The sequence below is a fragment of the Paraburkholderia sp. UYCP14C genome (assembly GCF_004197395.1).
In the GTDB taxonomy this organism is placed as follows: Bacteria; Pseudomonadota; Gammaproteobacteria; order Burkholderiales; family Burkholderiaceae; genus Paraburkholderia.
On the sequence record NZ_SELS01000031.1, the window covers coordinates 15,604 to 38,276 of the forward strand.

The following is a 22,673-nucleotide window of genomic DNA, read 5'->3' on the forward strand; positions in this document are numbered from 1 at the left end:
TGCAGCACGCACCGCGCAACACTGGATCGGGGGCCGGCACCGCAATCGGCCCGTCGAAAACGCGAGAGGCCGGGCCGATCATGACAGCGTCGTGACCGCCGGGCGGCAGCGAACGGGCTCATCGGCCGGGCGGCCGGGTTTTGACAGGATTGCGGGCCTGTCCTAGTTGTTTAGAATGGGTGTATGGCGATTATCCCGGACAAGCAGGACGGCACCGTACTGGAGCGGCAGGAGCAGAAACTCAAGCCGCCGTCCATGTACAAGGTGGTGCTGCTGAATGACGACTTCACGCCGATGGAATTTGTCGTGATGATCGTGCAGGAATATTTCAATAAGGATCGTGAAACCGCAACGCAGGTCATGTTGAAGGTGCATCGCGAGGGCAGGGGAGTTTGTGGGGTCTATACGCGGGACATCGCGTCGACCAAAGTCGAGCAAGTCGTTACCCACGCACGGCAGGCCGGGCATCCGCTGCAGTGTGTGATGGAGGAAGCATGATTGCCCAGGAACTGGAAGTCAGCCTGCATATGGCGTTCATGGAAGCGCGCCAGGCAAGGCACGAGTTCATAACGGTCGAACATCTTTTGCTCGCGCTGTTGGATAACCCGACGGCGGCAGAGGTACTGCGCGCATGCGCGGCCAATATCGAGGATCTGCGTCAGAACCTGCGCAACTTCATTCATGACAACACGCCGACCGTGCCGGGCACGGACGACGTCGACACGCAGCCCACGCTCGGATTCCAGCGTGTGATCCAGCGCGCGATCATGCATGTGCAGTCCACCTCGAACGGCAAGAAGGAAGTGACCGGCGCGAACGTGCTGGTCGCGATCTTCGGCGAGAAGGACTCGCATGCGGTGTACTACCTGCAGCAGCAGGGCGTGACGCGTCTGGACGTGGTCAACTTCATCTCGCACGGCATCGCCAAGACGAGCAGCTCGGACGCCGCGAAAGCGAGCGACGCGAATGCCGAGTCCGACGAAGCCGCCGCGCAGAAGGAAACGCCGCTTGCCCAGTTCACGCAGAACCTGAACCAGATGGCAAAGGACGGCCGCATCGATCCGCTGATCGGGCGCGAGTCGGAAGTCGAGCGCGTCGTGCAGGTGCTGTGCCGCCGGCGCAAGAACAACCCGCTGCTGGTCGGCGAGGCCGGTGTCGGCAAGACCGCGATCGCCGAAGGGCTCGCATGGCGCATCACGCGCGGCGAAGTGCCGGACATCCTCGCGGATGCCCAGGTGTATTCGCTCGACATGGGCGCGTTGCTGGCGGGCACCAAGTATCGCGGCGACTTCGAGCAGCGTCTGAAGACCGTGCTGAAGGAACTGAAAGAGCGTCCGCACGCCATTCTGTTCATCGACGAAATCCATACGCTGATCGGCGCGGGCGCCGCGTCGGGCGGCACGCTGGATGCGTCGAACCTGCTGAAGCCGGCGCTCTCGTCGGGCACGCTGAAGTGCATCGGCGCGACCACCTTCACCGAATATCGCGGCATCTTCGAAAAGGACGCGGCGCTGTCGCGTCGTTTCCAGAAGGTCGACGTGACCGAGCCGACCGTCGAGCAGACGGTCGCGATCCTGCGCGGGCTGAAGTCGCGTTTCGAAGAACACCACGGCGTCAAGTATTCGTCGGGTGCGTTGTCGGCGGCGGCTGAGCTGTCGGCTCGCTTCATCACGGATCGCCATCTGCCGGACAAGGCGATCGACGTGATCGACGAAGCGGGCGCGGCGCAACGCATTCTGCCGAAGTCGAAGCAGAAGAAGACGATCGGCAAGAACGAGATCGAGGAAATCATCTCGAAGATCGCGCGCGTGCCGCCGCAAAGCGTGTCGCAAGACGATCGCAGCAAGCTGCAAACGCTCGACCGCGATCTGAAGAGCGTCGTGTTCGGGCAAGACCCGGCCATCGACGCGCTGTCGGCCGCGATCAAGATGGCGCGCGCGGGCCTCGGCAAGCTCGACAAGCCGATCGGCGCATTCCTGTTCTCGGGTCCGACCGGCGTCGGCAAGACCGAAGTCGCGAAGCAGCTCGCGTTCACGCTCGGCATCGAGCTAATCCGCTTCGACATGTCGGAATACATGGAGCGTCACGCGGTGAGCCGGCTGATCGGCGCGCCGCCGGGCTACGTCGGTTTCGACCAGGGTGGCCTGCTGACCGAGGCGATCACGAAGAAACCGCACTGCGTGCTGCTGCTCGACGAAATCGAGAAGGCGCATCCGGACATCTTCAACGTGCTGCTGCAGGTGATGGACCACGGCACGCTGACGGACAACAACGGCCGCAAGGCGGACTTCCGCAACGTCATCATCATCATGACGACGAACGCGGGCGCCGAGGCGATGGGCAAGGCGGTGATCGGCTTCACGAACCGCCGCGAGGCGGGCGACGAGATGGTCGACATCAAGCGCATGTTCACGCCGGAGTTCCGCAACCGTCTGGACGCGACGATCAGCTTCCGTGCGCTCGATGAGGAAATCATCATGCGCGTGGTCGACAAGTTCCTGATGCAGCTGGAAGATCAGCTGCACGAGAAGAAGGTCGATGCGCTGTTCACCGACGCGCTGCGCAAGCATCTGGCAAAGCACGGCTTCGATCCGCTGATGGGTGCGCGGCCAATGCAGCGCCTGATCCAGGACACGATCCGTCGCGCGCTCGCCGACGAGTTGCTGTTCGGCAAGCTGATGAACGGCGGCCGCGTGACGGTCGACGTCGATGCGGACGACAAGGTGCAGTTGACCTTCGACGAGCATCCGGCGCCGCGCAATCCGAATCCGGAGGCGGTGGAAGTCGAGTGATGTCAGTCAGGCCGGCATGCGATAAGCCGGTCGGACGACCAGAAACAGAACGGCGCGGGTTTTATCCCGCGCCGTTTTTTTTAATCTGGTTTCCTGCTCGCGGCGTGCGCTGAAAATCGCGGCCGCCGCGTCGCAGCACGCCGTCAATGCTTGCCGGTGCTGCCAAACCCGCCCGCGCCGCGCAGGCTTTCTTCGAAGTCGTCGACGATGTTGAACTCGGCCTGCACGACCGGCACGATCACCAGTTGCGCGAGGCGTTCCATCGGATTCAGCACGAACGTCGTTTCGCCGCGATTCCACGTCGAAATCATCAGTTGACCCTGGTAGTCGGAATCGATCAGGCCGACCAGATTGCCGAGCACGATCCCATGCTTATGGCCGAGACCCGAGCGCGGCAGAATCAGCGCCGCATAGCCGGGGTCGCCGACGTGGATCGCGAGTCCGGTCGGCACCAGCGCGGTTTCGCCGGGCTTCAGCGTCAGCGGTTCGTCGAGGCAGGCGCGCAGATCAAGGCCGGCGCTACCGGTCGTCGCGTAGGCGGGAAGCTGTTCGCGCATGCGGTGATCGAGAATCTTCAGGTCGAGTTTCATTCAGGTTCGATAGTGGGTGTGGGTGTGGTGAAGGGGCACGCGGCAGATCGGCAAAACCTGTGCGATCAGGCCGCCTGGTTCGAGCCGAGCTGGAACGCGTCGGCGAGCAGCTCGTAGGAGCGCAGTCGTGCGCGATAGCTGCCGGCCACGGTCAGCACGATCAGCTCGTCGGCCTGGAACTGCTGCTGCAAATCCGTGAGCCGCTCGGTCACGCGCTCAGGTGTGCCGATGATGCTGCGCGGCTTTTCCCGATCGATCACGAGCTGTTCGCGCTCGCCATATTCCTGCTCGACGCCTTGCTCGATCGATGGAATCGGTTCGTTCAGGCCATAGGCCATCTGCACGCGACGCAGATCCACGGCTTTTTCGAGGTCCGCGGCTTCCTGCTCGGTATCCGCGCAGATCACGAAGACCGCGGTGGCCAGATACGGCTGCGATGCCTCGTGGCCAGCCTGGAAACGTTCGCGATACGCGAGCGCGACCTGCTTGCCAAAATGCGCGTTGATGAAATGCGCGAACGAGAAGCGGATGCCGAGCTGCGCCGCGAGCAGACCGCCGAATTCACTCGAGCCGAGCATCCATAGCTGCGGACGCGTATCGATTTGCGGCTGCAGCAGCACGCCCTGCGCGAGGTGATCGTCGGGCAGCGTGCCATGCATGAGGCCGAACAGCTCGGCGACCTGCTGCGGAAAAAGCTCGCCGCGATTGTAGGCGCCGGCGGCAACCGCTTGCGCGGTGCGCATGTCGCCGCCCGGTGCGCGTCCGACGCCGAGGTCGATGCGATTCGGAAACAGCGCCTCGAGCATCATGAACTGCTCGGCGACCTTGAACGGGCTGTAGTACGGCAGCATGATGCCGCCCGAGCCGATGCGGATGCGTTTGGTCACACTGCCGAGGCGCGCCAGCATCACTTCGGGGCAGGGGTTCGACACGCCGCGCAGGCCGTGGTGCTCGGCGCACCAGTAGCGCGTGTAGCCGAGGTCGTCGGCGAGCTGCGCGAGTTCGATGGTTGCGGCGATCGCGTCGGACACCGAATGGCCGGCGATCACCGGTGTTTGATCGAGCACGGAGAGTAGCGTCATGGCAGTAGTGCTCCAGATGATTCCCGTTAGCTATGCGACCAGGACGGCGAGGGCACCCGGGCCCGTTGCCGTCGCGTCGCTCAGCCAGCCGGACTGATGCCGGGCGGCAGACGCTTCGCGATTTCCGTGATCAGCGCGCGCGCGAGCGTCTGCTTGTCGGCGCGTGGCAGCCTGGTCGCGCCGCCTGCTTCGAACAGAATCACTTCGTTGTCGTCGAGCCCGAACGTTTGCGGACCCAGATTGCCGATCAGCAGCGGCACGTTCTTGCGTGCGCGCTTTTCCTCGCCGTGGACTTCGAGATTGTCGCTCTCCGCGGCGAAGCCGACCACGAACGGCGGCTTCGACAGCCTGGCGACCGCGGCGAGGATGTCCGGATTCTCGACGAATGAAAAGCTCGGCAGCGTGCGCTCGGCGGTTTTCTTGATCTTCCGATCGCTGACATGGTCGACGCGCCAGTCGGCCACCGCCGCGACGCCGATGAAAATGTCCGCGTCCGCGACCGTGCGCATCACCGCGTCGTGCATCTGCTGCGCGGTCTGCACATCCTCGCGAAATACGCCCCACGGCGTTTCCAGCGCGACCGGACCGGCCACCAGATGCACGTCGGCGCCGGCCTGCTGCGCGGCGCGCGCGAGTGCGAAGCCCATCTTGCCGCTCGAACGATTGGTGATGCCGCGCACCGGGTCGAGCGGTTCGAAGGTCGGCCCGGCGGTCAGCAGCAAGCGCCGGCCCGACAGGATTTTCGGCGCGAAGAACGACGCGATCGCCTCGTAGGTCGCGGCCGCTTCGAGCATGCGGCCATCGCCGATCTCGCCGCAGGCCTGCGGGCCCGAATCGGGGCCGAGCACTTCGATGCCGTCCGCGCGCAGTTGCGCGACGTTGCGTTGCGTGGCCGGGTTCTGCCACATCTGCCGGTTCATCGCCGGCACGACGAGCAGCGGGCAGTCGCGTGCGATGCACAGCGTCGACAGCAGATCGTCGGCCATGCCGTGCGCGAGCCTGGCGAGGAAGTCGGTCGACGCCGGCGCGATCACGATCGCATCGGCTTCGCGCGACAGATCGATGTGCGCCATGTTGTTCGGCACGCGTGCGTCCCACTGGCTCGTGTAGACCGGTCGGCCCGACAGTGCCTGCATCGTGACGGGGGTGATGAACTGCGTGGCCGCTTCGGTCATGACGACCTGCACGGTTGCGCCTGCCTTGGTCAAGAGACGCGTGAGTTCGGCGATCTTGTAGCAGGCGATGCCGCCCGTCATGCCGAGGACGAGGTGTTTGCCTGCGAGTTCAGCGGTTGCCAACGAAAGCCTCCGACAAAGCATGATCGCGCGGCGGCAGGAGGGCGTTATCCGTCGTTGCCGCCGCGCGTTTCAAACCGGCCGCCACGCGCGGCTCGCGCAAGCGCGGCCGAGCGTCGCGTCGGCGACGTTAGCGTGTGCCGCGTACTCGCCGCAGCTCGTCGATCACGAGCAGGATCGCGCCGATCGTGATCGCGCTGTCGGCCAGATTGAACGCCGGCCAGTGCCAGCCGCCCACGTGGAAATCGAGGAAGTCGATCACGTGGCCGTAGGCGAGCCGGTCGATCACATTGCCGAGCGCGCCGCCGAGAATCAGCGCGAGCGCCGTGCAGAACATTTTCTGCCCGCTGTGCCGCTTGAGCAGATAGCAGATCACGAGCGCCGCCACCACGCCGAGCGCGGTGAACGCCCAGCGCTGCCAGCCGCCCGCCATCGCGAGGAAGCTGAACGCCGCGCCGCGGTTGAACACGAGGATCAGGTTGAAGAACGGCGTGACCTCGTGCGGCACACCGTAGGCGAACACCTTGCGGACGGCGATTTTCGTCAGCTGGTCGAACAGAATGACGATCAGCGCGATGCCGAGCCAGGGTGCGAGCGAGCTGCTTGCGGTGGACGTTTTCGACATGGTTCTCGCCATTATGCCGCGCTCCGCGTTTCGCCACTGCCGAACAGATTGCTGAAGCAACGGCCGCACAGCGACGGATGCTCGGCGTTCGCGCCGACGTCCGCGCGATAGTGCCAGCAGCGCTCGCACTTCAGGTACTTCGAGGTGATCACTTCGACGCCTTCATCCGCTTCGCTGTCGACCTTGACGACGTTCGCCGCCGACGTGATCAGGACAAACTTCAGGTCGTCGCCGAGGCTCGCGAGCGCGTCGTAACGCGCGCCGCTCGCACGGATTTCGACTTCCGCCTGCAGCGACGAGCCAATCAGGTTCGCAACCCGCGCTTCTTCCAGCGCCTTGGTCACGTCGCCGCGCGCGGCGCGCAGCAGCGTCCACTTGTCGAGCAGCGCGCCCGCGTCCGGCACGGCCGGGTACGCGTGGTACGTCTCGGTGAAGATCGTTTCGCTGTTCGGCTGGAACACCTTCCACGCCTCTTCCGCAGTGAACGACAGGAACGGTGCCATCACGCGCAACAGGCCATGAGCGATGTGGTAGAGCGCGGTCTGAGCCGAGCGGCGCGCGACCGAATCCGCCGCGGTGGTGTACAGACGGTCCTTCAGCACGTCGAGGTAGAAGCCGCCCAGGTCTTCCGAGCAGAACGTCTGCAGCTTCGCGACCACCGGATGGAACTCGTACTTCTCGTAGTGCGAGAGGATGTCGTTCTGCAGATTCGCCGACAGCGCCACCGCGTAACGGTCGATTTCGAGCCAGTCGTCGACCGGACGCGCGTGCTGCGCGATGTCGAAGTCCGACAGGTTTGCGAGCAGGAAGCGCAACGTGTTGCGGATCCGGCGATAGCCTTCCGTCACGCGCTTCAGGATTTCCTCGGAGATCGCGAGCTCGCCCGAGTAGTCGGTCGACGCGATCCACAAGCGGATGATTTCCGCGCCGAGGCGGTTCGCCACTTCGTGCGGATCGATGCCGTTGCCGAGCGATTTGCTCATCTTGCGGCCTTCGCCGTCGACGGTGAAGCCGTGCGTGAGCAGCGCGTTGTAGGGCGGGCGGCCGTCGAGCATCGAAGCCGTCAGCAGCGACGAATGGAACCAGCCGCGATGCTGGTCCGAACCTTCGAGGTACAGGTCGGCCGGGAACTGCAGCTCGTCCTTGTGCGAGCCGCGCAGCACGTGCCAGTGCGTGGTGCCCGAGTCGAACCACACGTCGAGCGTATCGCGGTTCTTTTCGTACAGGTTCGCGTCGTCGCCGATCAGCTCGCGCGGATCGAGCGTTTGCCATGCCTCGATGCCTTCCTTCTCGACGCGCTGCGCGACCTGTTCGAGCAACTCCAGCGTGCGCGGATGCAGCTCGCCGGTTTCCTTGTGCACGAAGAACGCCATCGGCACGCCCCACTGGCGCTGACGCGACAGCGTCCAGTCCGGACGGTTCGCGATCATGCTAAAGAGGCGCTGCTTGCCCCACGACGGATAGAACGCCGTGTTCTCGATGCCTTCGAGCGCGGTTTCGCGCAGCGTCTTGTCGCTGTCGTTCGGCTTCACGTCCATGCCGGCGAACCACTGCGAGGTGGCGCGGTAGATGATCGGCGTCTTGTGGCGCCAGCAGTGCATGTAGCTATGCGTGTACTTTTCGGTGCGCAGCAGCGCGCCGGCGCCTTGCAGCGCCTCGACGATCTGCGGATTGGCCGCCCAGATCGACAGACCGCCGAACAGCGCGAGCGATTCGATGTAGCGGCCGTCGCCCATCACCGGGTTGATGATGTCGGAGTCGGCCATGCCGTGCGACTTGCACGACACGAAGTCTTCCACGCCGTACGCGGGCGACGAGTGCACGACGCCGGTGCCGGTTTCGGTCGTCACGTAGTCGCCGAGATAGACCGGCGCGGTGCGCTTGTAGCCCGGATGCGCGGACGCGAGCGGGTGGTTGAAGCGCAGGTTCACGAGCTTTTCACCCTGCGTGGTCGCGACGACCTTGCCTTCGAGACCGTACAGCTTCAGGCACGCCTCGACGCGCTCCTCGGCGAGGATCAGCAGGCCCCGCGGCGTGTCGACCAGCGCGTAGACGATTTCCGGATGCAGGTTCAGTGCCTGGTTGGCGGGAATGGTCCACGGCGTGGTGGTCCAGATCACGATGCCGCCTTCGTTGCGTGGCAGCGCCGCGAGGCCGAACGCCTGCGCGGTCTTTTCCGGCTCGGCGAAGCTGAACAGCACGTCGATGGTCGGATCGGTCTTGTCCTTGTACTCGACTTCCGCTTCAGCGAGCGCCGAGCCGCAGTCGAAACACCAGTTGACCGGCTTCAGGCCGCGGAACACGTAGCCCTTTTCCATGATCTTCGCGAGCGCGCGGATTTCGCCGGCTTCATTCGCGAAGTTCATCGTCTTGTACGGATTGTCCCAGTCGCCGAGCACGCCCAGACGGCGGAAGCCGACCTTCTGCTTCTCGATCTGCTCGGTCGCGTAAGCGCGGGCCTTCTGCATCACTTCGGCCGCCGGCAGCGACTTGCCGAACTGCTTCTCGATCTGGATTTCGATCGGCATGCCGTGGCAGTCCCAGCCCGGCACGTAGACCGAGTCGAAGCCCGCCAGATTGCGCGCCTTGACGATCATGTCCTTCAGGATCTTGTTCACCGCGTGGCCGAGGTGGATGTCGCCGTTCGCATACGGCGGGCCGTCGTGCAGGATGAACTTCTTGCGGCCCTTGGAGGCAGCACGGATTGTCTCGTAGACCTTGCGTTCCTGCCAGTCCTTGACCCATTGCGGCTCGCGCTTGGGCAGGTCGCCACGCATCGGGAACGGCGTGTCGAGCAGGTTGACCGGGTAGCGGGACTGCGGTTTCGAATCGGCTTTCTTGTTGCTCATGATGTGGTGGCGGTGAATTCGTTTCTTTGCGTAGCGGCGCGCGGATTGCGCGCTGCGCGAGGAGCGTGGGACGCGCCCGGCGGGCGGCTCCGCGTGAAGCCAGGACGCCCTTCGATGCGCGCGGCGACGGTTCGTGCGGCGCGGTGCGCCGGCCCAAACCGCGGGCGGTTATCTAATTCGGTCGGTGGCCGAGGTGGCGAAACCGGTGGAACGGCTGCCCGGCGTGCCGGCGCCGACCGCGGCGAACCACGCGCGCGCATTGGCGACGTCGCGCGCGATCGCGGCGGTCAGCGTTTCGAGGTCGACGAACTTCTCCTCGTCGCGCAGCTTCTTCAGAAATTCGACGCGCACGAGTTTGCCATACGCGTCGCCGTGCCAGTCGAGCAGGTGTACTTCGAGCAGCACGCGGCCGGAATCGTCGACGGTGGGGCGCAGACCCAGGCTCGCGACGCCCGGCAGCGGGTGCTCGGCGATGCCGTGCACCTGCACGACGAAGATGCCGGCCAGAGCCGGACGCTTGTGCGCGATCGGCAGGTTGAGCGTCGGAAAGCCGAGATCGCGGCCGAGTTTCATGCCATGGGTGACGTGGCCGCTGATCAGATAGTCGCGGCCGAGCGCGGCGCGCGCCGAGTCGAGGTCGCCAGCGACCAGCGCCGCGCGCACGCCCGAACTCGAAATGCGCGCGCCCGACGGATCGGCGACCGTCGCCATCTGTTCGACTTCGAAGCCGTGTTGCTTGCCGGCGGCCTGCAGCGACGCGAAATCGCCGGCGCGCTTCGCGCCGTAGCGGAAGTCGTCGCCGATCATGATCCAGCGCGCGTGCAAGCCGTTGACGATGATCCGCTCGACGAACGTGTCCGGCGACTGGCTCGCGAACGTGTGATTGAAGTGCTCGACGACGACCCGGTCGACCCCGTTGGTGCGCAGCGCCTCGAGCTTGTCGCGCAGCATCGCGATGCGCGGCGGCGCGCCGGTAGGGTTGAAGAACTCGCGCGGGTGCGGCTCGAAGGTCATCACGCAGACGGGCAGGCCACGCGCGTTGGCGGCCGCGCGCACGTGCGCGAGCAGAGCCTGGTGGCCGCGGTGGACACCGTCGAAGTTGCCGATGGTCAGCGCGCATGGCGCGCGGCTCTCGGCATTGGGAAGACCGCGGAAGACTCTCACGATAGCGGGTTGCAGCAGTTGCTGCGATTGCAATAGGGGCGCGGGCAGGGTGCCGCAAAACAATCGATTATAAACGCTTGGCGCAACAGACGGCTGCGCGGTCGCGGGTTAGCGATTGCCGAATGATAAAATCCGCGCATGAAAAAACTCGTCATCCTGATTTCCGGGCGGGGCAGCAACATGGAAGCCATCGTGCGCGCCTGCGCGAGCGAGGGCTGGCCGGCGCAGGTCGCCGCCGTGATTGCCAACCGTCCTGATGCCGCGGGGCTCGCGTTCGCGGCGTCGCGCGGCATCGCCACGGCGGTGGTCGACCACCGCCAGTTTCCGGATCGCGACAGCTTCGACACGGCACTCGCCGGGCAGATCGACTCGTTCGCGCCGGACCTCGTCGTGCTCGCGGGCTTCATGCGCGTGCTGACCGCGCGCTTCGTCGACTATTACGCAGGGCGCATGCTGAACGTACACCCGTCGCTGCTGCCGAGCTTCCCGGGCCTGAAGACCCACCAGCAGGCGCTCGATGCCGGCGTGCGGTTCCACGGCGCGTCGGTGCATTTTGTCACATCAAAGCTTGATCACGGGCCGATCGTTCTGCAGTCGGCCGTGCCTGTCGAGACTGGCGACACCGCCCAGACGCTCGCCGCACGCGTGCTCGCCACCGAGCACATCATCTATCCACGCGCGGTGCGCTGGTTCGTCGAAGGGCGTCTCGCTCTCGACGGCTTGCGCGTCACGCTTACGCCGTCGGAGCCGCAATGGCTCTTTGCCGGTCACACCGCCGGAGAGGGCGCATGAGATTGCATGGTTTCCTGATTGGACAAACTGAAACGCTGCTGGCCGAAGTGCTGCGGCTGAACGGCCCCGCCGACGCCACCACGAGCCGCTTCTTCCGCGCGCATCCGAAGCTCGGCCATGCCGAGCGCGGCGTGATCGCCGAGGCGGTGTTCGCGGTGCTGCGCCGCCGGATGGAGTTCGCGCATCTGGCCGAAAGCGGCACCGGCAGTCCGGCGCGCCGCATGGCGCTGCTGGGCCTGATGCAGACAGTCGGACGCTCGGCGCTCAAGCCGTTCGTCACCGAGGCCGAGGGGACGTGGCTCGAACACGTGTCGAAGATCGACCCGGAAAGCCTGCCGCTGCGGATTCGCCTGAACTTGCCCGACTGGATCTGCCAGGCGTTGAGCACGCGCTTCGAGGGCGCCGAGCTCGCGCAGCTGGCCGCCGCGCTGAATTACCCGGCGCCACTCGATTTGCGCACCAATCCCATCAAGGCGAGCCGCGACGACGTGCTGGGCGCGTTGTCGAAGGCCGGCATCGAGGCAGGCGCGACGCCGTTCGCGCCGCTCGGCGTGCGGGTGGTCGGCAAGCCGGCGCTCACCAAGCTCGACGCGTTCCAGCAGGGCTGGCTCGAAGTGCAGGACGAGGGTAGCCAGCTGCTGTGCTCGCTGGTCGCGCCGCGACGCGGTGAGATGATCGTCGATTTCTGCGCGGGCGCGGGCGGCAAGACGCTGGCGCTCGGCGCGGCGATGCGCTCGACCGGCCGACTCTACGCGTTCGACGTCTCCGAGCGTCGTCTCGCGAAGCTGAAGCCGCGTCTCGCGAGGAGCGGCCTGTCGAACGTGAACCCGGTGTTGATCGACAGCGAACACGACGCGAAGATCAAGCGTCTGGCCGGCAAGATCGACCGCGTGCTCGTCGATGCCCCGTGCAGCGGCCTCGGCACGCTGCGCCGCAATCCGGACCTGAAGTGGCGCCAGTCGCCGGAGTCGATCGCCGAACTGGCGCCGAAGCAGGCGTCGATCCTCGCGAGCGCGGCGCGTCTCGTGAAGAAGGGCGGCCGGCTCGTCTACGCGACGTGCTCGATCCTCGAAGCGGAAAACGAGGCGGTCGTGCAGCAGTTCCTCGCCGATCACCCTGATTTCGCGCTGGTCCCCGTGCGCGACGTGCTCGCCGAGCAGCGCATCGAACTGGAGATGGGCGACTACCTGTCGCTGTGGCCGCACCGCCATGCGACCGACGGCTTCTTCGCCGCCGTGCTCGAGCGCCAGAGCTAGGCAACCGGCTACCGGCGGGTGCGCGCGGATTGGCTGACGAATCCGCGCGTGCCGGCAATTTCGGCGACACCCATGCATACGACTTTTCCCCACATGTTCAGCGACATCGCGCGCGACTTCGGTCAGCCCGTGATGCTGTGGCAGGTCGCGATCCTGCTCGCGACGCTGCTCGTCGCGTGGGCGCTTGCGCGGGCACTGGGCCGCCGGATGGAGCGGCCGCAGCCGGCGCGCTACGGGAGCCTGCGTTTTGGCATGGAAAGCCTCCACCGGGCGGCTTTTCCGCTGATCGGCGCGGGACTCGTGTGGCTCGCGCGGGCGATCGCCGGCCAGTTCATGGACACCGCGCTGCTCGATCTGGCGCTGGTGCCGCTCGTCGGCATCGGGCTGATCTACATCGTGTTCTTCTTCGCGCGGCGGGTGTTCAACCGCGAAGGTGGCGAGCATCCGTGGCTGTTTCTCGTCGAGAAGGTCGTGTCGGTGGTGGTGTGGATCGGCATGGTGGTCACGCTGTTGGGCATTCAGAACGCCGTGATCGCATGGCTGGACAGCGTGAGCTTTCGCGTCGGCAATGCGCATATGACGCTGCTGTCGCTGATCACGGGGATGTTGTGGGTCGGCGTCACGATGATCGTCGCGATGTGGCTCGGCTCGTCGTTCGAAGATCGCCTGATGCGCTCGAACACGCTCGACGCGAACCTGAAGGTGGTGGTCGCGCGGGTCGGCCGCGCGGCCTTCGTGCTCGCGGCAATCCTGATCAGTCCGTCGATCGTCGGCATCGACATCACCGTGCTCGGCGTGTTCGGCGGCGCGCTGGGCGTCGGCCTCGGCTTCGGCATGCAGAAGATCGCGAGCAACTACGTGTCGGGCTTCATCATTCTGCTCGACCGCTCGTTGCGAATCGGCGACACGATCAACGTGAGCGGCCTGCAGGGCCGCGTCACGCAGATTCGCACGCGCTACACCGTCGTGCGTGGACTCGACGGTATCGAGACGCTGATTCCGAACGAGAAGCTGATCACCGACGTCGTACAGAACCAGTCGTCGTATCTGACTCGCGGCTACGCGAAGGCGGCCGTGCAGATCGCCTACACATCCGACGTCGAGCAAGCAATGACGCTGCTCGCCGAGGCCGCCGCCGACGTGCCGCGGGTGCTGCACGAACCGGCGCCGACGCCGTTTCTGGTCGGCTTTGGTCCGGATGGCATCAATCTCGAGCTGGGCTTCTGGATCGCGGACGCGGCGAACGGCACGGGGGGCGTACGCTCGACGGTCAATCGCAACATCTGGCGTCTCTTTTCCGAGCACGGCATCACGATTCCGCTCGCGCAACGCGAGGTGCGCATCGTCGGTCCGACAGGCGGCGCAATGCCGCACCCGGTAACAATGACCGATCCGGTGCCTGATGCCACGGCCGATTCCGCGCTCAGGCCCGCCGGCGGGGCTGTCGACGACGGTCGTTGAGCACCGTTTCGGGCCGCGACGAGGCATGCTTCAGCGCCGGGAGAATCGCCATCGACTTGATAGCGCACAAAAAATCCCTATTTGTTACAAACACTTGGAACGCTTCAAGTAGAATATCGTCCTATCCCGCTGTATGCTTTCACTTTCATGACACACGCGTCGCGTGTGCTTCGTATCTCTCGTTCTGCAGGTAACTTACCTTGTTGAATTCTTTGCTCGATTTCCTTGCCCACGGGCTGCTGCATTTCTCGTGGTGGCAACTCGTCGTGTACACGCTAATCGTGACGCACATCACGATCATCGGCGTGACCGTCTATCTGCATCGCTGCCAGGCGCATCGCGCGCTGGATCTGCACCCGATCGTCAGTCATTTTTTCCGCTTCTGGCTGTGGATGACCACTGGCATGCTGACCGGCCAGTGGGCCGCGATTCACCGCAAGCACCATGCGAAGTGTGAAACCGAAGAGGATCCGCACAGCCCGCAAACGCGCGGCATCTGGAAGGTGCTGCTCGAAGGCGCCGAGCTCTATCGCACCGAAGCGAAAAACGAAGAAACGATGCGCAAGTTCAGTCACGGTACGCCGAACGACTGGATGGAACGCAACGTCTACACGAAGTACCCGATTCTCGGCGTGAGCCTGATGATGGTGATCAACGTCGCGCTGTTCGGCGTCGTCGGCCTCACCATCTGGGCCGTGCAGATGGTCTGGATCCCTTTCTGGGCCGCCGGCGTGGTCAACGGCCTCGCGCACTTCTGGGGCTATCGCAACTTCAATTCGTCGGATGCGAGCACCAACATTTTCCCGTGGGGCATCATCATTGGCGGCGAGGAGCTGCATAACAATCATCATACGTATGCGACGTCGGCGAAGCTCTCGAATAAGTGGTACGAGTTCGACATCGGCTGGATGTACATCCGCATCATGCAGGCGTTTCGTCTGGCCAAGGTGAAGAAGGTCGCGCCGACGCCGCGCCTGACCACCGGCAAGCTCGTGCTCGATCAGGACACGCTGCAGGCCGTACTCGCGAACCGCTACGAAGTGATGGCGCGTTACGCGAAGGCGATCAAGCGGGCGTACCGCCAGGAGCTCGCGCATCTGAAGGAAGTCGGCGCGCGCGAAAAGTATCAGGTGATGCGCGGCGCGCGTAGCTGGTTTCACAAGGAAGAGGCAGGCCTCAACGAGCCGCAGAGGCTCCAGTTGCCGCAGATTTTTGCGAACAGCCAGAAGCTGAAGACCTACATCGACATGCGCAACGAACTGGCGGCGATGTGGGAGCGCTCCAACGCATCGCGCGAGCAATTGCTGGTGCAATTGCAGGACTGGTGCCATCGTGCCGAGCAGAGCGGAATCAAGGCGCTGCAAGACTTCGCGATGCGGTTGCGTCGCTATGCCTGAAATCCATTAAAATTCAAAGACGTCACAAAACCCCGCGTTGGCGGGGTTTTGCATTTTTGGGCTGCGGAAAAGCATCGCGTGCAACGCGAGCGGCAAGCCGCGGCGGCCAGGTGAGGGCAGAGGAGATGATGGAGCAGCAGGCGATCAAGACCGTCGAATACGATCGGCCACAGGCGCAGGGCACGACCTGCGGGGTCGGCCAGGCGTGGGCGAAGGTGCCCGAGACGCCGTCGGCGGAAGAGAAGCGGGTGCTGAAGGCACGCATTCGCGAGTTACTCAGACGCGAGAAAGCGGTGCTGGTCGCGCATTATTATGTCGATGCCGAATTGCAGGAGCTTGCCGACGAAACCGGCGGTTGCGTAGCCGATTCGCTGGAAATGGCGCGCTTCGGCCGCGATCACGAAGCGCAGACGCTGGTGGTCGCGGGCGTGCGCTTCATGGGCGAGACCGCGAAAATTCTCAGTCCGGACAAGCGCATCCTGATGCCGGATCTGGATGCGACCTGTTCGCTCGACCTCGGCTGTCCGGTCGACGAGTTCTCGGCGTTCTGCGACGCGCACCCGGACCGCACGGTGGTCGTGTACGCGAACACGAGCGCGGCCGTGAAGGCGCGCGCGGACTGGATGGCGACGTCGTCGATCGGGCTGGAGATTGTCGCTGATCTGCATGCGCGCGGCGAGAAGATCATCTGGGCGCCGGACCGTCATCTCGGCAGCTACATCCAGGGCAAGACCGGCGCGGACATGCTGATGTGGCAGGGCTCGTGCCTCGTGCACGACGAATTCAAGGGCATCGAGCTCGATCTGCTGCGCGCCGATTATCCGCACGCGAAGGTGCTCGTGCATCCGGAGTCGCCGGCCAACGTGGTCGCCCTGGCGGACGTGGTCGGCTCGACCACGCAGTTGATCGACGCTGCGCAGAAGCTCAACGCGACGCATTTCATCGTCGCGACCGACCTCGGCATCCTGCACAAGATGCAGCTCGCCGCGCCCGGCAAGACGCTGATTGCGGCACCGACGGCTGGCAACAGCGCGACCTGCAAGAGCTGCGCGCATTGCCCGTGGATGGCGATGAACGGCCTCGCCAACCTGGCCGATGTGCTTGAGCGCGGCCACAACGAGATCTTCGTCGATCGCGCGATCGGCGAGCGTGCGCGTCTGCCGATCGACCGCATGCTCGATTTCGCGGCGCGTCACAAGAAGCGCGTGCAGGCGAGCGGCGATCTTGCGCGCGACGCGCAACTGTATTCGAACGTGGGGGCAGCGTAATGACTGTGGTGGAGAAGGCGCCTGAGCAGGCAGTGGCGCACGAAGGGGCCAACGCAGTGTCGCCGCTTTTCGCGGAGATTCACGCACAATACGGCGCGGCGTTCGACACGGCGCTCGCGCGCAACGTCGCCGATGCGCTCGCCGAAGACATCGGCAGCGGCGATCAGACCGGCCGCCTCGTGCCTGCCGATGACGTTCGCAACGCGCGCATCATCGTGCGCGAGGACGCGGTCCTGTGTGGCGTACCGTGGTTCGACGCGGTGATGCGCGCGGTCGATCCGCGCATCGAAGTTCAATGGCGGTATCGCGAGGGCGACCGCATGAGCGCCGACACGACGGTGTGCGATCTACGGGGGCCGGTGCGCGCGCTCTTGACCGGCGAGCGCAATGCGATGAATTTTCTGCAGCTGCTGTCGGGCGTGGCGAGCGCGACGCGCCGCTATGTCGATGCAATCGCTCACACGCGCACGCACGTGCTCGATACGCGCAAGACCTTGCCGGGCTTGCGGCTCGCGCAGAAGTACGCGGTGCGCGTCGGCGGCGGGGCGAATCAGCGGCTCGCGCTGTACGACGGCATTCTGATCAAGGAAAACCACATTGCAGCGGCCGGCGGCGTGGGTGCGGCGATGGACGCGGCGCTCGCGTTGAACGCAGGCGTGCCGATCCAGATCGAAGTCGAAACGCTCGAGCAACTCGAAACCGCGCTCTCACATGGCGCGCAGTCGATCCTGCTCGACAACTTCTCGTTCGACATGATGCGCGACGCGGTTCGTATCACGGCGGGGCGCGCAGTGCTCGAGGTGTCCGGTGGCGTGAACTTCGAGACCGTGCGTACGATTGCCGAGACGGGCGTGGACCGCGTGTCGATCGGCGCGCTGACCAAGGACGTGCGCGCGACCGACTACTCGATGCGGATCGTTTGAGCGTCGGACGTTCTGGCGCACCAACCAACCGTCGCGACAACTGAACAAGGCCATTGCCGGAGCTTTTCGGCAATGGCCTTGTCGTTTGAGGCGCCGTTTCAGCGTATGTTTCAGCGCTATGCCATCAGGTATTCCGCTTGCGCGCATATTTCGGCGACAGCACTGTCGGCAGCGCCTTGGGCAATGCGGCCGGCCAGTCGCGGCTGAAATGCAGGCCGCGGCTTTCGCGCCGCGAGCGCGCGCCCTCGACGATCAGCGAGGCCACGTCGACCAGATTGCGCAACTCCAGCAGATCACGACTCACCTTGAAGTTCGCGTAGTACTCGTGGATCTCGTCGCGCAGTAGCGAAAGCCGGTGCTTCGCGCGCTCGAGCCGCTTGTCGGTGCGCACGATGCCAACGTAGTTCCACATCAGCCGGCGCAGCTCGTCCCAGTTGTGCGCGACCACGACTTCCTCGTCCGGATCTGACACGCGGCTTTCGTCCCAATCCGGCAGCGGCGCGTGGACAGCAGCGGCAAAGCCCTCCGCTTCGATCGCCTCGGCGGCCGAGCGGCCGATCACCAGGCATTCGAGCAGTGAATTGCTGGCGAGCCGGTTCGCGCCGTGCAGGCCCGTGCACGACGTTTCGCCGACCGCATAGAGACCCGCGAGGTCAGTGCGACCTGCCAGGTCGGTGACGACGCCGCCGCACGTGTAATGCGCGGCCGGCACCACGGGAATCGGCTCTTTCGTGATGTCGATGCCGAACTCGCGGCAGCGGGCGAGGATCGTCGGGAAATGCTCGTGCAGGAACTCGGCGGGCTGGTGACTAATGTCGAGGTACACGCAGTCGATGCCGCGTTTCTTGATCTCGAAGTCGATCGCGCGCGCGACGATATCGCGCGGTGCAAGCTCCGCGCGCTCGTCGTGATTGGGCATGAAGCGCGTGCCGTCCGGCAGCTTCAGAATGCCGCCTTCGCCGCGCACCGCTTCCGAAATCAGGAACGACTTCGCGTACGGGTGAAACAGGCAGGTCGGGTGGAACTGGATAAATTCCATGTTCGACACGCGGCAGCCGGCGCGCCATGCCATCGCGATGCCGTCGCCGGTCGCGGTATCCGGGTTGGTGGTGTACAGGTAGACCTTGCCGGCGCCGCCGGTCGCGAGCACCGTATGCGGTGCCTCGATCGTGACGGTGCGGCCGCTTTGCAGATCGAGCGCGTACAGGCCGTGGCAGCGGCGCCCGGGCAGGCCGAGGCGTTCGGACGTGATCAGGTCGACCGCGTGATGGTCTTCGAACAGCGTGATGTTCGGATGCTGGCGAACCTGTTCGCTGAGCGTGGCGACGACCGCGTGGCCGGTCGCGTCGGCAGCATGAATGATCCGGCGATGGCTATGACCGCCTTCGCGCGTCAGGTGAAAGCCCAGTTCGGCGGCGTCGTCTTTCGTGAACGGCACGCCCTGTTCGATCAGCCATTCAATCGCGGCGCGCCCGTGCTCGACGATAAATCGCGTCGCCGCCTCGTCGCAGAGGCCGCCGCCCGCGATCAGCGTGTCGCGCACGTGATTCTCGACACTGTCCGCGGAATCGAGCACCGCGGCGATGCCGCCCTGCGCCCAGTCGCTCGCACCCTCGGTCAGCGATCGCTTGGCGATCACAGCAACGCGCCGTGTCTGCGCGAGATTGAGCGCGACGCTCAAACCAGCCAGACCGCTACCGACAATCGCCACATCGAATTCCATTGCCCACATCTCCATCTTTCGTTTTGCAATGACGGCGCGCGAACCGCGCCGCGAAAACGACAAAGGATACGCGCCGCGACGCGCTAGCGAAAGCTGGCCAAACGGAATAGGGTGATTCGTGCGCGCGTTGCGGCGCTATCGCGAGGTGGGCGCAAGAACAAAAAAGCCTCGCACGGATGCGAGGCTTTTCATGTTTTTGCCTTCGTCAGGCTGGAGAGCCAAGATTACTTGATCTTGGTTTCCTTGTAGTCAACGTGCTTACGGATGACCGGATCAAATTTCTTGATCAGCATCTTTTCCGGCATGTTGCGTTTGTTCTTCGTCGTCGTGTAGAAGTGACCCGTGCCTGCGGTCGATTCCAGCTTGATCTTGTCGCGTGCGCCTTTCGCCATGATTTACTCCTTAGGCTTCACCGCGTGCGCGCAGGTCTGCGAGCACAGCGTCGATACCGTTCTTGTCGATCAGGCGCAGGCCGGCGTTCGAAACGCGCAGACGCACCCAACGGTTTTCGCTTTCCACCCAGATACGGCGGTTTTGCAGGTTCGGGAGGAACCGGCGCTTGGTCTTGTTGTTCGCGTGGGAAACGTTGTTGCCGCTCATCGGCGCTTTCCCAGTTACTTGGCATACGCGTGCCATGAGAGCACTCCTAATACGCTAATTCTGAGTTCGAACGCCGTGAAAGTTTCCCGAAAAGAGCCGCGCTGAAGATGTGCGAAGTTGCGTAGAGAGCACTTCGCTACCACAGCCGCCTGACCTTTGCGGAACGCCTTGATGGCTTCGGAACAGGGGGTTGGAAATAGGCAAACCGGAATTCTAGCAGAAAAAAAGCCGCAAAATCAAACCTTATTTGCGATGCGGAACACGGCGCCGTGCGGCGGCTTCGCCGCTTCTTGCGCTCGAGCGGCCTTTCGTGCGAGCCCCGGCCAGCCGGCGCGGGCGAACGAGTATACGCTGTCCGCGCCGATTACCAGATGATCGATCAGCTGCACATCGACGAGCGCGAGCGCGTCGCGCAGCGTCTGCGTGAGCCGGCAGTCGCTCGCGCTCGGCTCGACGGCGCCAGACGGATGATTATGCGCGACGATCAGGCTGGCCGCGTTCGCGGCGAGCGCCCGCCGCACGATCTCGCGCGGATAAACGGCCATGCGCGTCAGCGAGCCGCGTGCGCTTTCCTCGCAGCGGATCAGCCGATGCCGCGCGTCGAGAAATAGCGACACGAACACCTCCTGCGGCTGACCACCGATCAGAAGACGCAGATAACTTTCGACCGCGTCGGGCGAATTCATCAGCGGGCGCTTGCGCATCTTGTCGACGAGCGAGCGGCGCGCCATTTCCATGATCGCGAGCAATTGCGCCTTTTTCGCCGGGCCGATGCCGCGAATGCCGTCGAAGTCCTCGTAAGTCGCGTCGAGCATCGCGCGCAGTGAGCCGAAGCGATCGAGCAGCGCCCGCGCGACGCTGAACACGTCGTGGCCGGGCAGGCCGGAGCCGAGTACGAGTGCGATCATTTCGGTGTCCGACAGCACGTCGGGGCCCTGGTCGATCAGCCGCTCGCGCGGCATGTCGCGCCTGTGCCATTTGCCGCGGAATAGTTGCGGCCGGGTGCGAGCGGTCGAGTCGGTGGCCTTCGAAGCAGCCCCGGCCGTCTCGTTCGCCGCGGCTTTCGCGCCGCCCCCGATGCGTTTGCGCGACTTCGGCGGTACCGTTGCCGCAGGTGTGTCGTCGATTGTGCTGGCGAAATCAGCCATATATATAGAGTCCTCCGCATAAGGTTGACGGCGCGCGCGGCGCAACGCGCCGTCGGGCCGTGCCGCCTCCGCGCGCGACGGACTCAAGCCGGCGCCCGCTAGGTGGCTTACAATAGACGCTTTGCGCACGGCAGGCCGACGGTTTGCCACACGCGTCAATTGCGCCCGCGGCGCACGCGTGCAGCGCGCTTCGACTGAGCGAGCATTGCATGAGCATCATCGATATTTCCGAGGTGAAACCCGGTTCACACGTCACGCTGCATTACCGGCTTTCCCTTGCCGATGGCGCCGAAGTGATCAACACGTTCAGCGACAAGCCGGCCACGCTGCTGCTCGGCGCCGGTCAACTGGCGCCGCCGCTGGAAGATATTTTGCTGGGTTTGAAGGTGGGCCACCATTCGACCTTTCAGCTAGCGCCGGGGCAGGCGTTCGGCCCGCGCAATCCGGAGTTGATCCAGCGGGTGTCTCTTGCCACGCTGCGGGAGAACAGCATGATCGGCGAGGATTTTTCCCCGGGTGACCTGGTCGAATTCAATGCGCCGGGCGGCGGGCGCTACGCCGGCGTGCTGAAGGAAGTCGGCGAAACGTCGGCCCTGTTCGATTTCAATCACCCGCTTGCCGGCCAGGCGCTGGCGTTTGAAGTGAAAATCATCGGGATTCTGTAAACATGAGCATCACGGATACGACTCTTGCCGAAGCGGAGATCCTGCTGGCCCAGCCACGCGGGTTTTGCGCCGGCGTCGACCGGGCGATCGAGATCGTCGAGCGGGCCATCAAGCTGTATGGCTCGCCGATCTACGTGCGTCACGAAATCGTCCATAACGCCTATGTGGTCGAAGACCTGCGCAAGAAGGGAGCGATCTTCATCGAAAACCTGGACGAGGTGCCGGCGGGCAACACGGTGATCTTCAGCGCGCACGGCGTGTCGAAGGCCGTGCGCTCGGAGGCGGAGTCGCGCGGGCTGCGCGTGTACGACGCCACCTGTCCGCTCGTGACCAAGGTGCATATCGAAGTCGCGAAGATGCGCCAGGACGGTTTCGACATCGTGATGATCGGCCACAAGGGCCACCCGGAAGTGGAAGGCACGATGGGCCAGGCGGCCGAGGGTATGCATCTGGTCGAGGACATCGAGGACGTGCAGGCTTTGCAGCTCGCCGATCCCGAGCGGATCGCGTTCGTCACGCAAACCACGTTGTCGGTCGACGACGCCGCCGAAATCATCGGCGCGCTGAAGGCCAAGTATCCGTCCATCCGTGAGCCGAAGAAGCAGGACATCTGCTACGCCACGCAGAATCGCCAGGACGCCGTGAAGTTCATGGCGCCGCAGTGCGACGTCGTGGTCGTCGTCGGCAGTCCGAACAGCTCGAATTCGAATCGCTTGCGCGAGCTCGCCGAGAAGCTCGGGGTGCCGGCCTATATGGTCGATTCGCCCGATCAGATCGATCCGGTGTGGGTCGAGGGCAAGCGCCGCATCGGCGTGACCGCCGGCGCGTCCGCTCCGGAGGTGCTGGCGCAGGCAGTGATCGCGCGTCTGCGCGAATTGGGTGTGCGCAACGTGCGCGCGCTAGAGGGTATCGAGGAAAACATCGCGTTCCCGCTGCCGCGCGGGCTCGGTCTGCCAGCCTGACAATCCGTTAGCATCAGTGAAAGGAAAGCGCGCCCGAGGGCGCGCTTTTTTTATGTGCCGACTCAGACGGCACGCCTGGGT

20 protein-coding genes are annotated in these 22,673 nt (G+C 64.6%); 10 read left to right on the plus strand and 10 right to left on the minus strand.

The annotated features are described in order from the left end of the window. The first annotated feature begins 183 nt into the window (after positions 1 to 183). Complete coding sequence (gene clpS, locus EVC45_RS25535; protein ID WP_008919570.1) at positions 184 to 498, plus strand: ATP-dependent Clp protease adapter ClpS; 315 nt, start codon at positions 184 to 186, stop codon at positions 496 to 498. After that, positions 495 to 2,792 (plus strand): ATP-dependent Clp protease ATP-binding subunit ClpA, encoded by a 2,298-nt coding sequence (clpA, locus tag EVC45_RS25540; protein WP_129961019.1) that lies wholly within the window; start codon positions 495 to 497, stop codon positions 2,790 to 2,792. Before clpS ends, clpA begins: the two co-directional genes overlap by 4 nt. A 143-nt stretch (positions 2,793 to 2,935) precedes the next feature. Here the strand turns inward: clpA and dut are convergent, their stop codons facing one another. The 6 genes from dut to EVC45_RS25570 form a co-directional block, all read right to left on the minus strand. Continuing rightward, on the minus strand, positions 2,936 to 3,382 hold the full coding sequence (gene dut, locus EVC45_RS25545; RefSeq protein WP_129961020.1) for a dUTP diphosphatase: 447 nt from the start codon (positions 3,380 to 3,382) through the stop codon (positions 2,936 to 2,938). 65 nt (positions 3,383 to 3,447) lie between these two features. After that, positions 3,448 to 4,464, minus strand: a complete 1,017-nt coding sequence (locus EVC45_RS25550; protein WP_129961021.1) for an LLM class flavin-dependent oxidoreductase — start codon at positions 4,462 to 4,464, stop codon at positions 3,448 to 3,450. 80 nt (positions 4,465 to 4,544) lie between these two features. Next, positions 4,545 to 5,762, minus strand: coding sequence for a bifunctional phosphopantothenoylcysteine decarboxylase/phosphopantothenate--cysteine ligase CoaBC (coaBC, locus tag EVC45_RS25555; protein ID WP_129961022.1), 1,218 nt, complete (start codon positions 5,760 to 5,762; stop codon positions 4,545 to 4,547). Positions 5,763 to 5,889: 127 nt separating this feature from the next. Then, entirely contained in the window at positions 5,890 to 6,396 is a 507-nt protein-coding gene (lspA, locus tag EVC45_RS25560) for a signal peptidase II (protein ID WP_129961023.1), read from the minus strand. Continuing rightward, complete coding sequence (ileS, locus tag EVC45_RS25565; RefSeq protein WP_129961024.1) at positions 6,396 to 9,233, minus strand: isoleucine--tRNA ligase; 2,838 nt, start codon at positions 9,231 to 9,233, stop codon at positions 6,396 to 6,398. Before ileS ends, lspA begins: the two co-directional genes overlap by 1 nt. A gap of 168 nt (positions 9,234 to 9,401) precedes the next feature. Continuing rightward, positions 9,402 to 10,397, minus strand: coding sequence for a bifunctional riboflavin kinase/FAD synthetase (locus EVC45_RS25570; RefSeq protein WP_129961079.1), 996 nt, complete (start codon positions 10,395 to 10,397; stop codon positions 9,402 to 9,404). 138 nt (positions 10,398 to 10,535) lie between these two features. Between EVC45_RS25570 and purN the strand changes: the two genes are divergently transcribed. The 6 genes from purN (at position 10,536) to nadC (ending at position 17,494) form a co-directional block, all read left to right on the plus strand. Beyond that, positions 10,536 to 11,189 (plus strand): phosphoribosylglycinamide formyltransferase, encoded by a 654-nt coding sequence (gene purN / locus EVC45_RS25575; RefSeq protein ID WP_129961025.1) that lies wholly within the window; start codon positions 10,536 to 10,538, stop codon positions 11,187 to 11,189. Further along, positions 11,186 to 12,445: an RsmB/NOP family class I SAM-dependent RNA methyltransferase gene (locus tag EVC45_RS25580; protein WP_129961026.1), complete on the plus strand. Its 1,260-nt coding sequence runs from the start codon at positions 11,186 to 11,188 to the stop codon at positions 12,443 to 12,445. The genes purN and EVC45_RS25580 overlap by 4 nt, the downstream gene beginning before the upstream one ends. A gap of 72 nt (positions 12,446 to 12,517) precedes the next feature. Beyond that, the gene (locus EVC45_RS25585) at positions 12,518 to 13,906 is read left to right on the plus strand and encodes a mechanosensitive ion channel family protein (RefSeq protein ID WP_248295250.1); all 1,389 of its coding nucleotides are present in this window, start codon (positions 12,518 to 12,520) and stop codon (positions 13,904 to 13,906) included. A gap of 200 nt (positions 13,907 to 14,106) precedes the next feature. Continuing rightward, positions 14,107 to 15,303, plus strand: coding sequence for an acyl-CoA desaturase (locus tag EVC45_RS25590; RefSeq protein ID WP_129961027.1), 1,197 nt, complete (start codon positions 14,107 to 14,109; stop codon positions 15,301 to 15,303). A 128-nt stretch (positions 15,304 to 15,431) separates the two neighbouring features. After that, positions 15,432 to 16,571 (plus strand): quinolinate synthase NadA, encoded by a 1,140-nt coding sequence (gene nadA / locus EVC45_RS25595; protein WP_211193477.1) that lies wholly within the window; start codon positions 15,432 to 15,434, stop codon positions 16,569 to 16,571. Then, a complete protein-coding gene (gene nadC / locus EVC45_RS25600; protein WP_129961029.1) occupies positions 16,571 to 17,494 on the plus strand; it encodes a carboxylating nicotinate-nucleotide diphosphorylase in 924 nt (307 codons plus the stop codon). Before nadA ends, nadC begins: the two co-directional genes overlap by 1 nt. A gap of 124 nt (positions 17,495 to 17,618) precedes the next feature. On the opposite strand, the gene nadB is transcribed toward nadC, so the two are convergent. The 4 genes from nadB to radC all read right to left on the minus strand — a co-directional run bounded on the left by nadB (position 17,619) and on the right by radC (position 20,965). Continuing rightward, positions 17,619 to 19,217 (minus strand): L-aspartate oxidase, encoded by a 1,599-nt coding sequence (nadB, locus tag EVC45_RS25605; RefSeq protein ID WP_129961030.1) that lies wholly within the window; start codon positions 19,215 to 19,217, stop codon positions 17,619 to 17,621. 224 nt (positions 19,218 to 19,441) lie between these two features. Continuing rightward, entirely contained in the window at positions 19,442 to 19,609 is a 168-nt protein-coding gene (rpmG, locus tag EVC45_RS25610; RefSeq protein ID WP_008919555.1) for a 50S ribosomal protein L33, read from the minus strand. Positions 19,610 to 19,619: 10 nt separating this feature from the next. Beyond that, positions 19,620 to 19,853: a 50S ribosomal protein L28 gene (rpmB, locus tag EVC45_RS25615; RefSeq protein ID WP_007180631.1), complete on the minus strand. Its 234-nt coding sequence runs from the start codon at positions 19,851 to 19,853 to the stop codon at positions 19,620 to 19,622. 200 nt (positions 19,854 to 20,053) lie between these two features. Continuing rightward, positions 20,054 to 20,965 (minus strand): DNA repair protein RadC, encoded by a 912-nt coding sequence (radC, locus tag EVC45_RS25620; protein ID WP_129961031.1) that lies wholly within the window; start codon positions 20,963 to 20,965, stop codon positions 20,054 to 20,056. Positions 20,966 to 21,174: 209 nt separating this feature from the next. Between radC and EVC45_RS25625 the strand changes: the two genes are divergently transcribed. Next, positions 21,175 to 21,630: a peptidylprolyl isomerase gene (locus tag EVC45_RS25625; protein WP_011489621.1), complete on the plus strand. Its 456-nt coding sequence runs from the start codon at positions 21,175 to 21,177 to the stop codon at positions 21,628 to 21,630. A 2-nt stretch (positions 21,631 to 21,632) separates the two neighbouring features. Next, entirely contained in the window at positions 21,633 to 22,592 is a 960-nt protein-coding gene (gene ispH / locus EVC45_RS25630) for a 4-hydroxy-3-methylbut-2-enyl diphosphate reductase (RefSeq protein WP_129961032.1), read from the plus strand. The last annotated feature ends 81 nt before the right edge of the window (positions 22,593 to 22,673 follow it).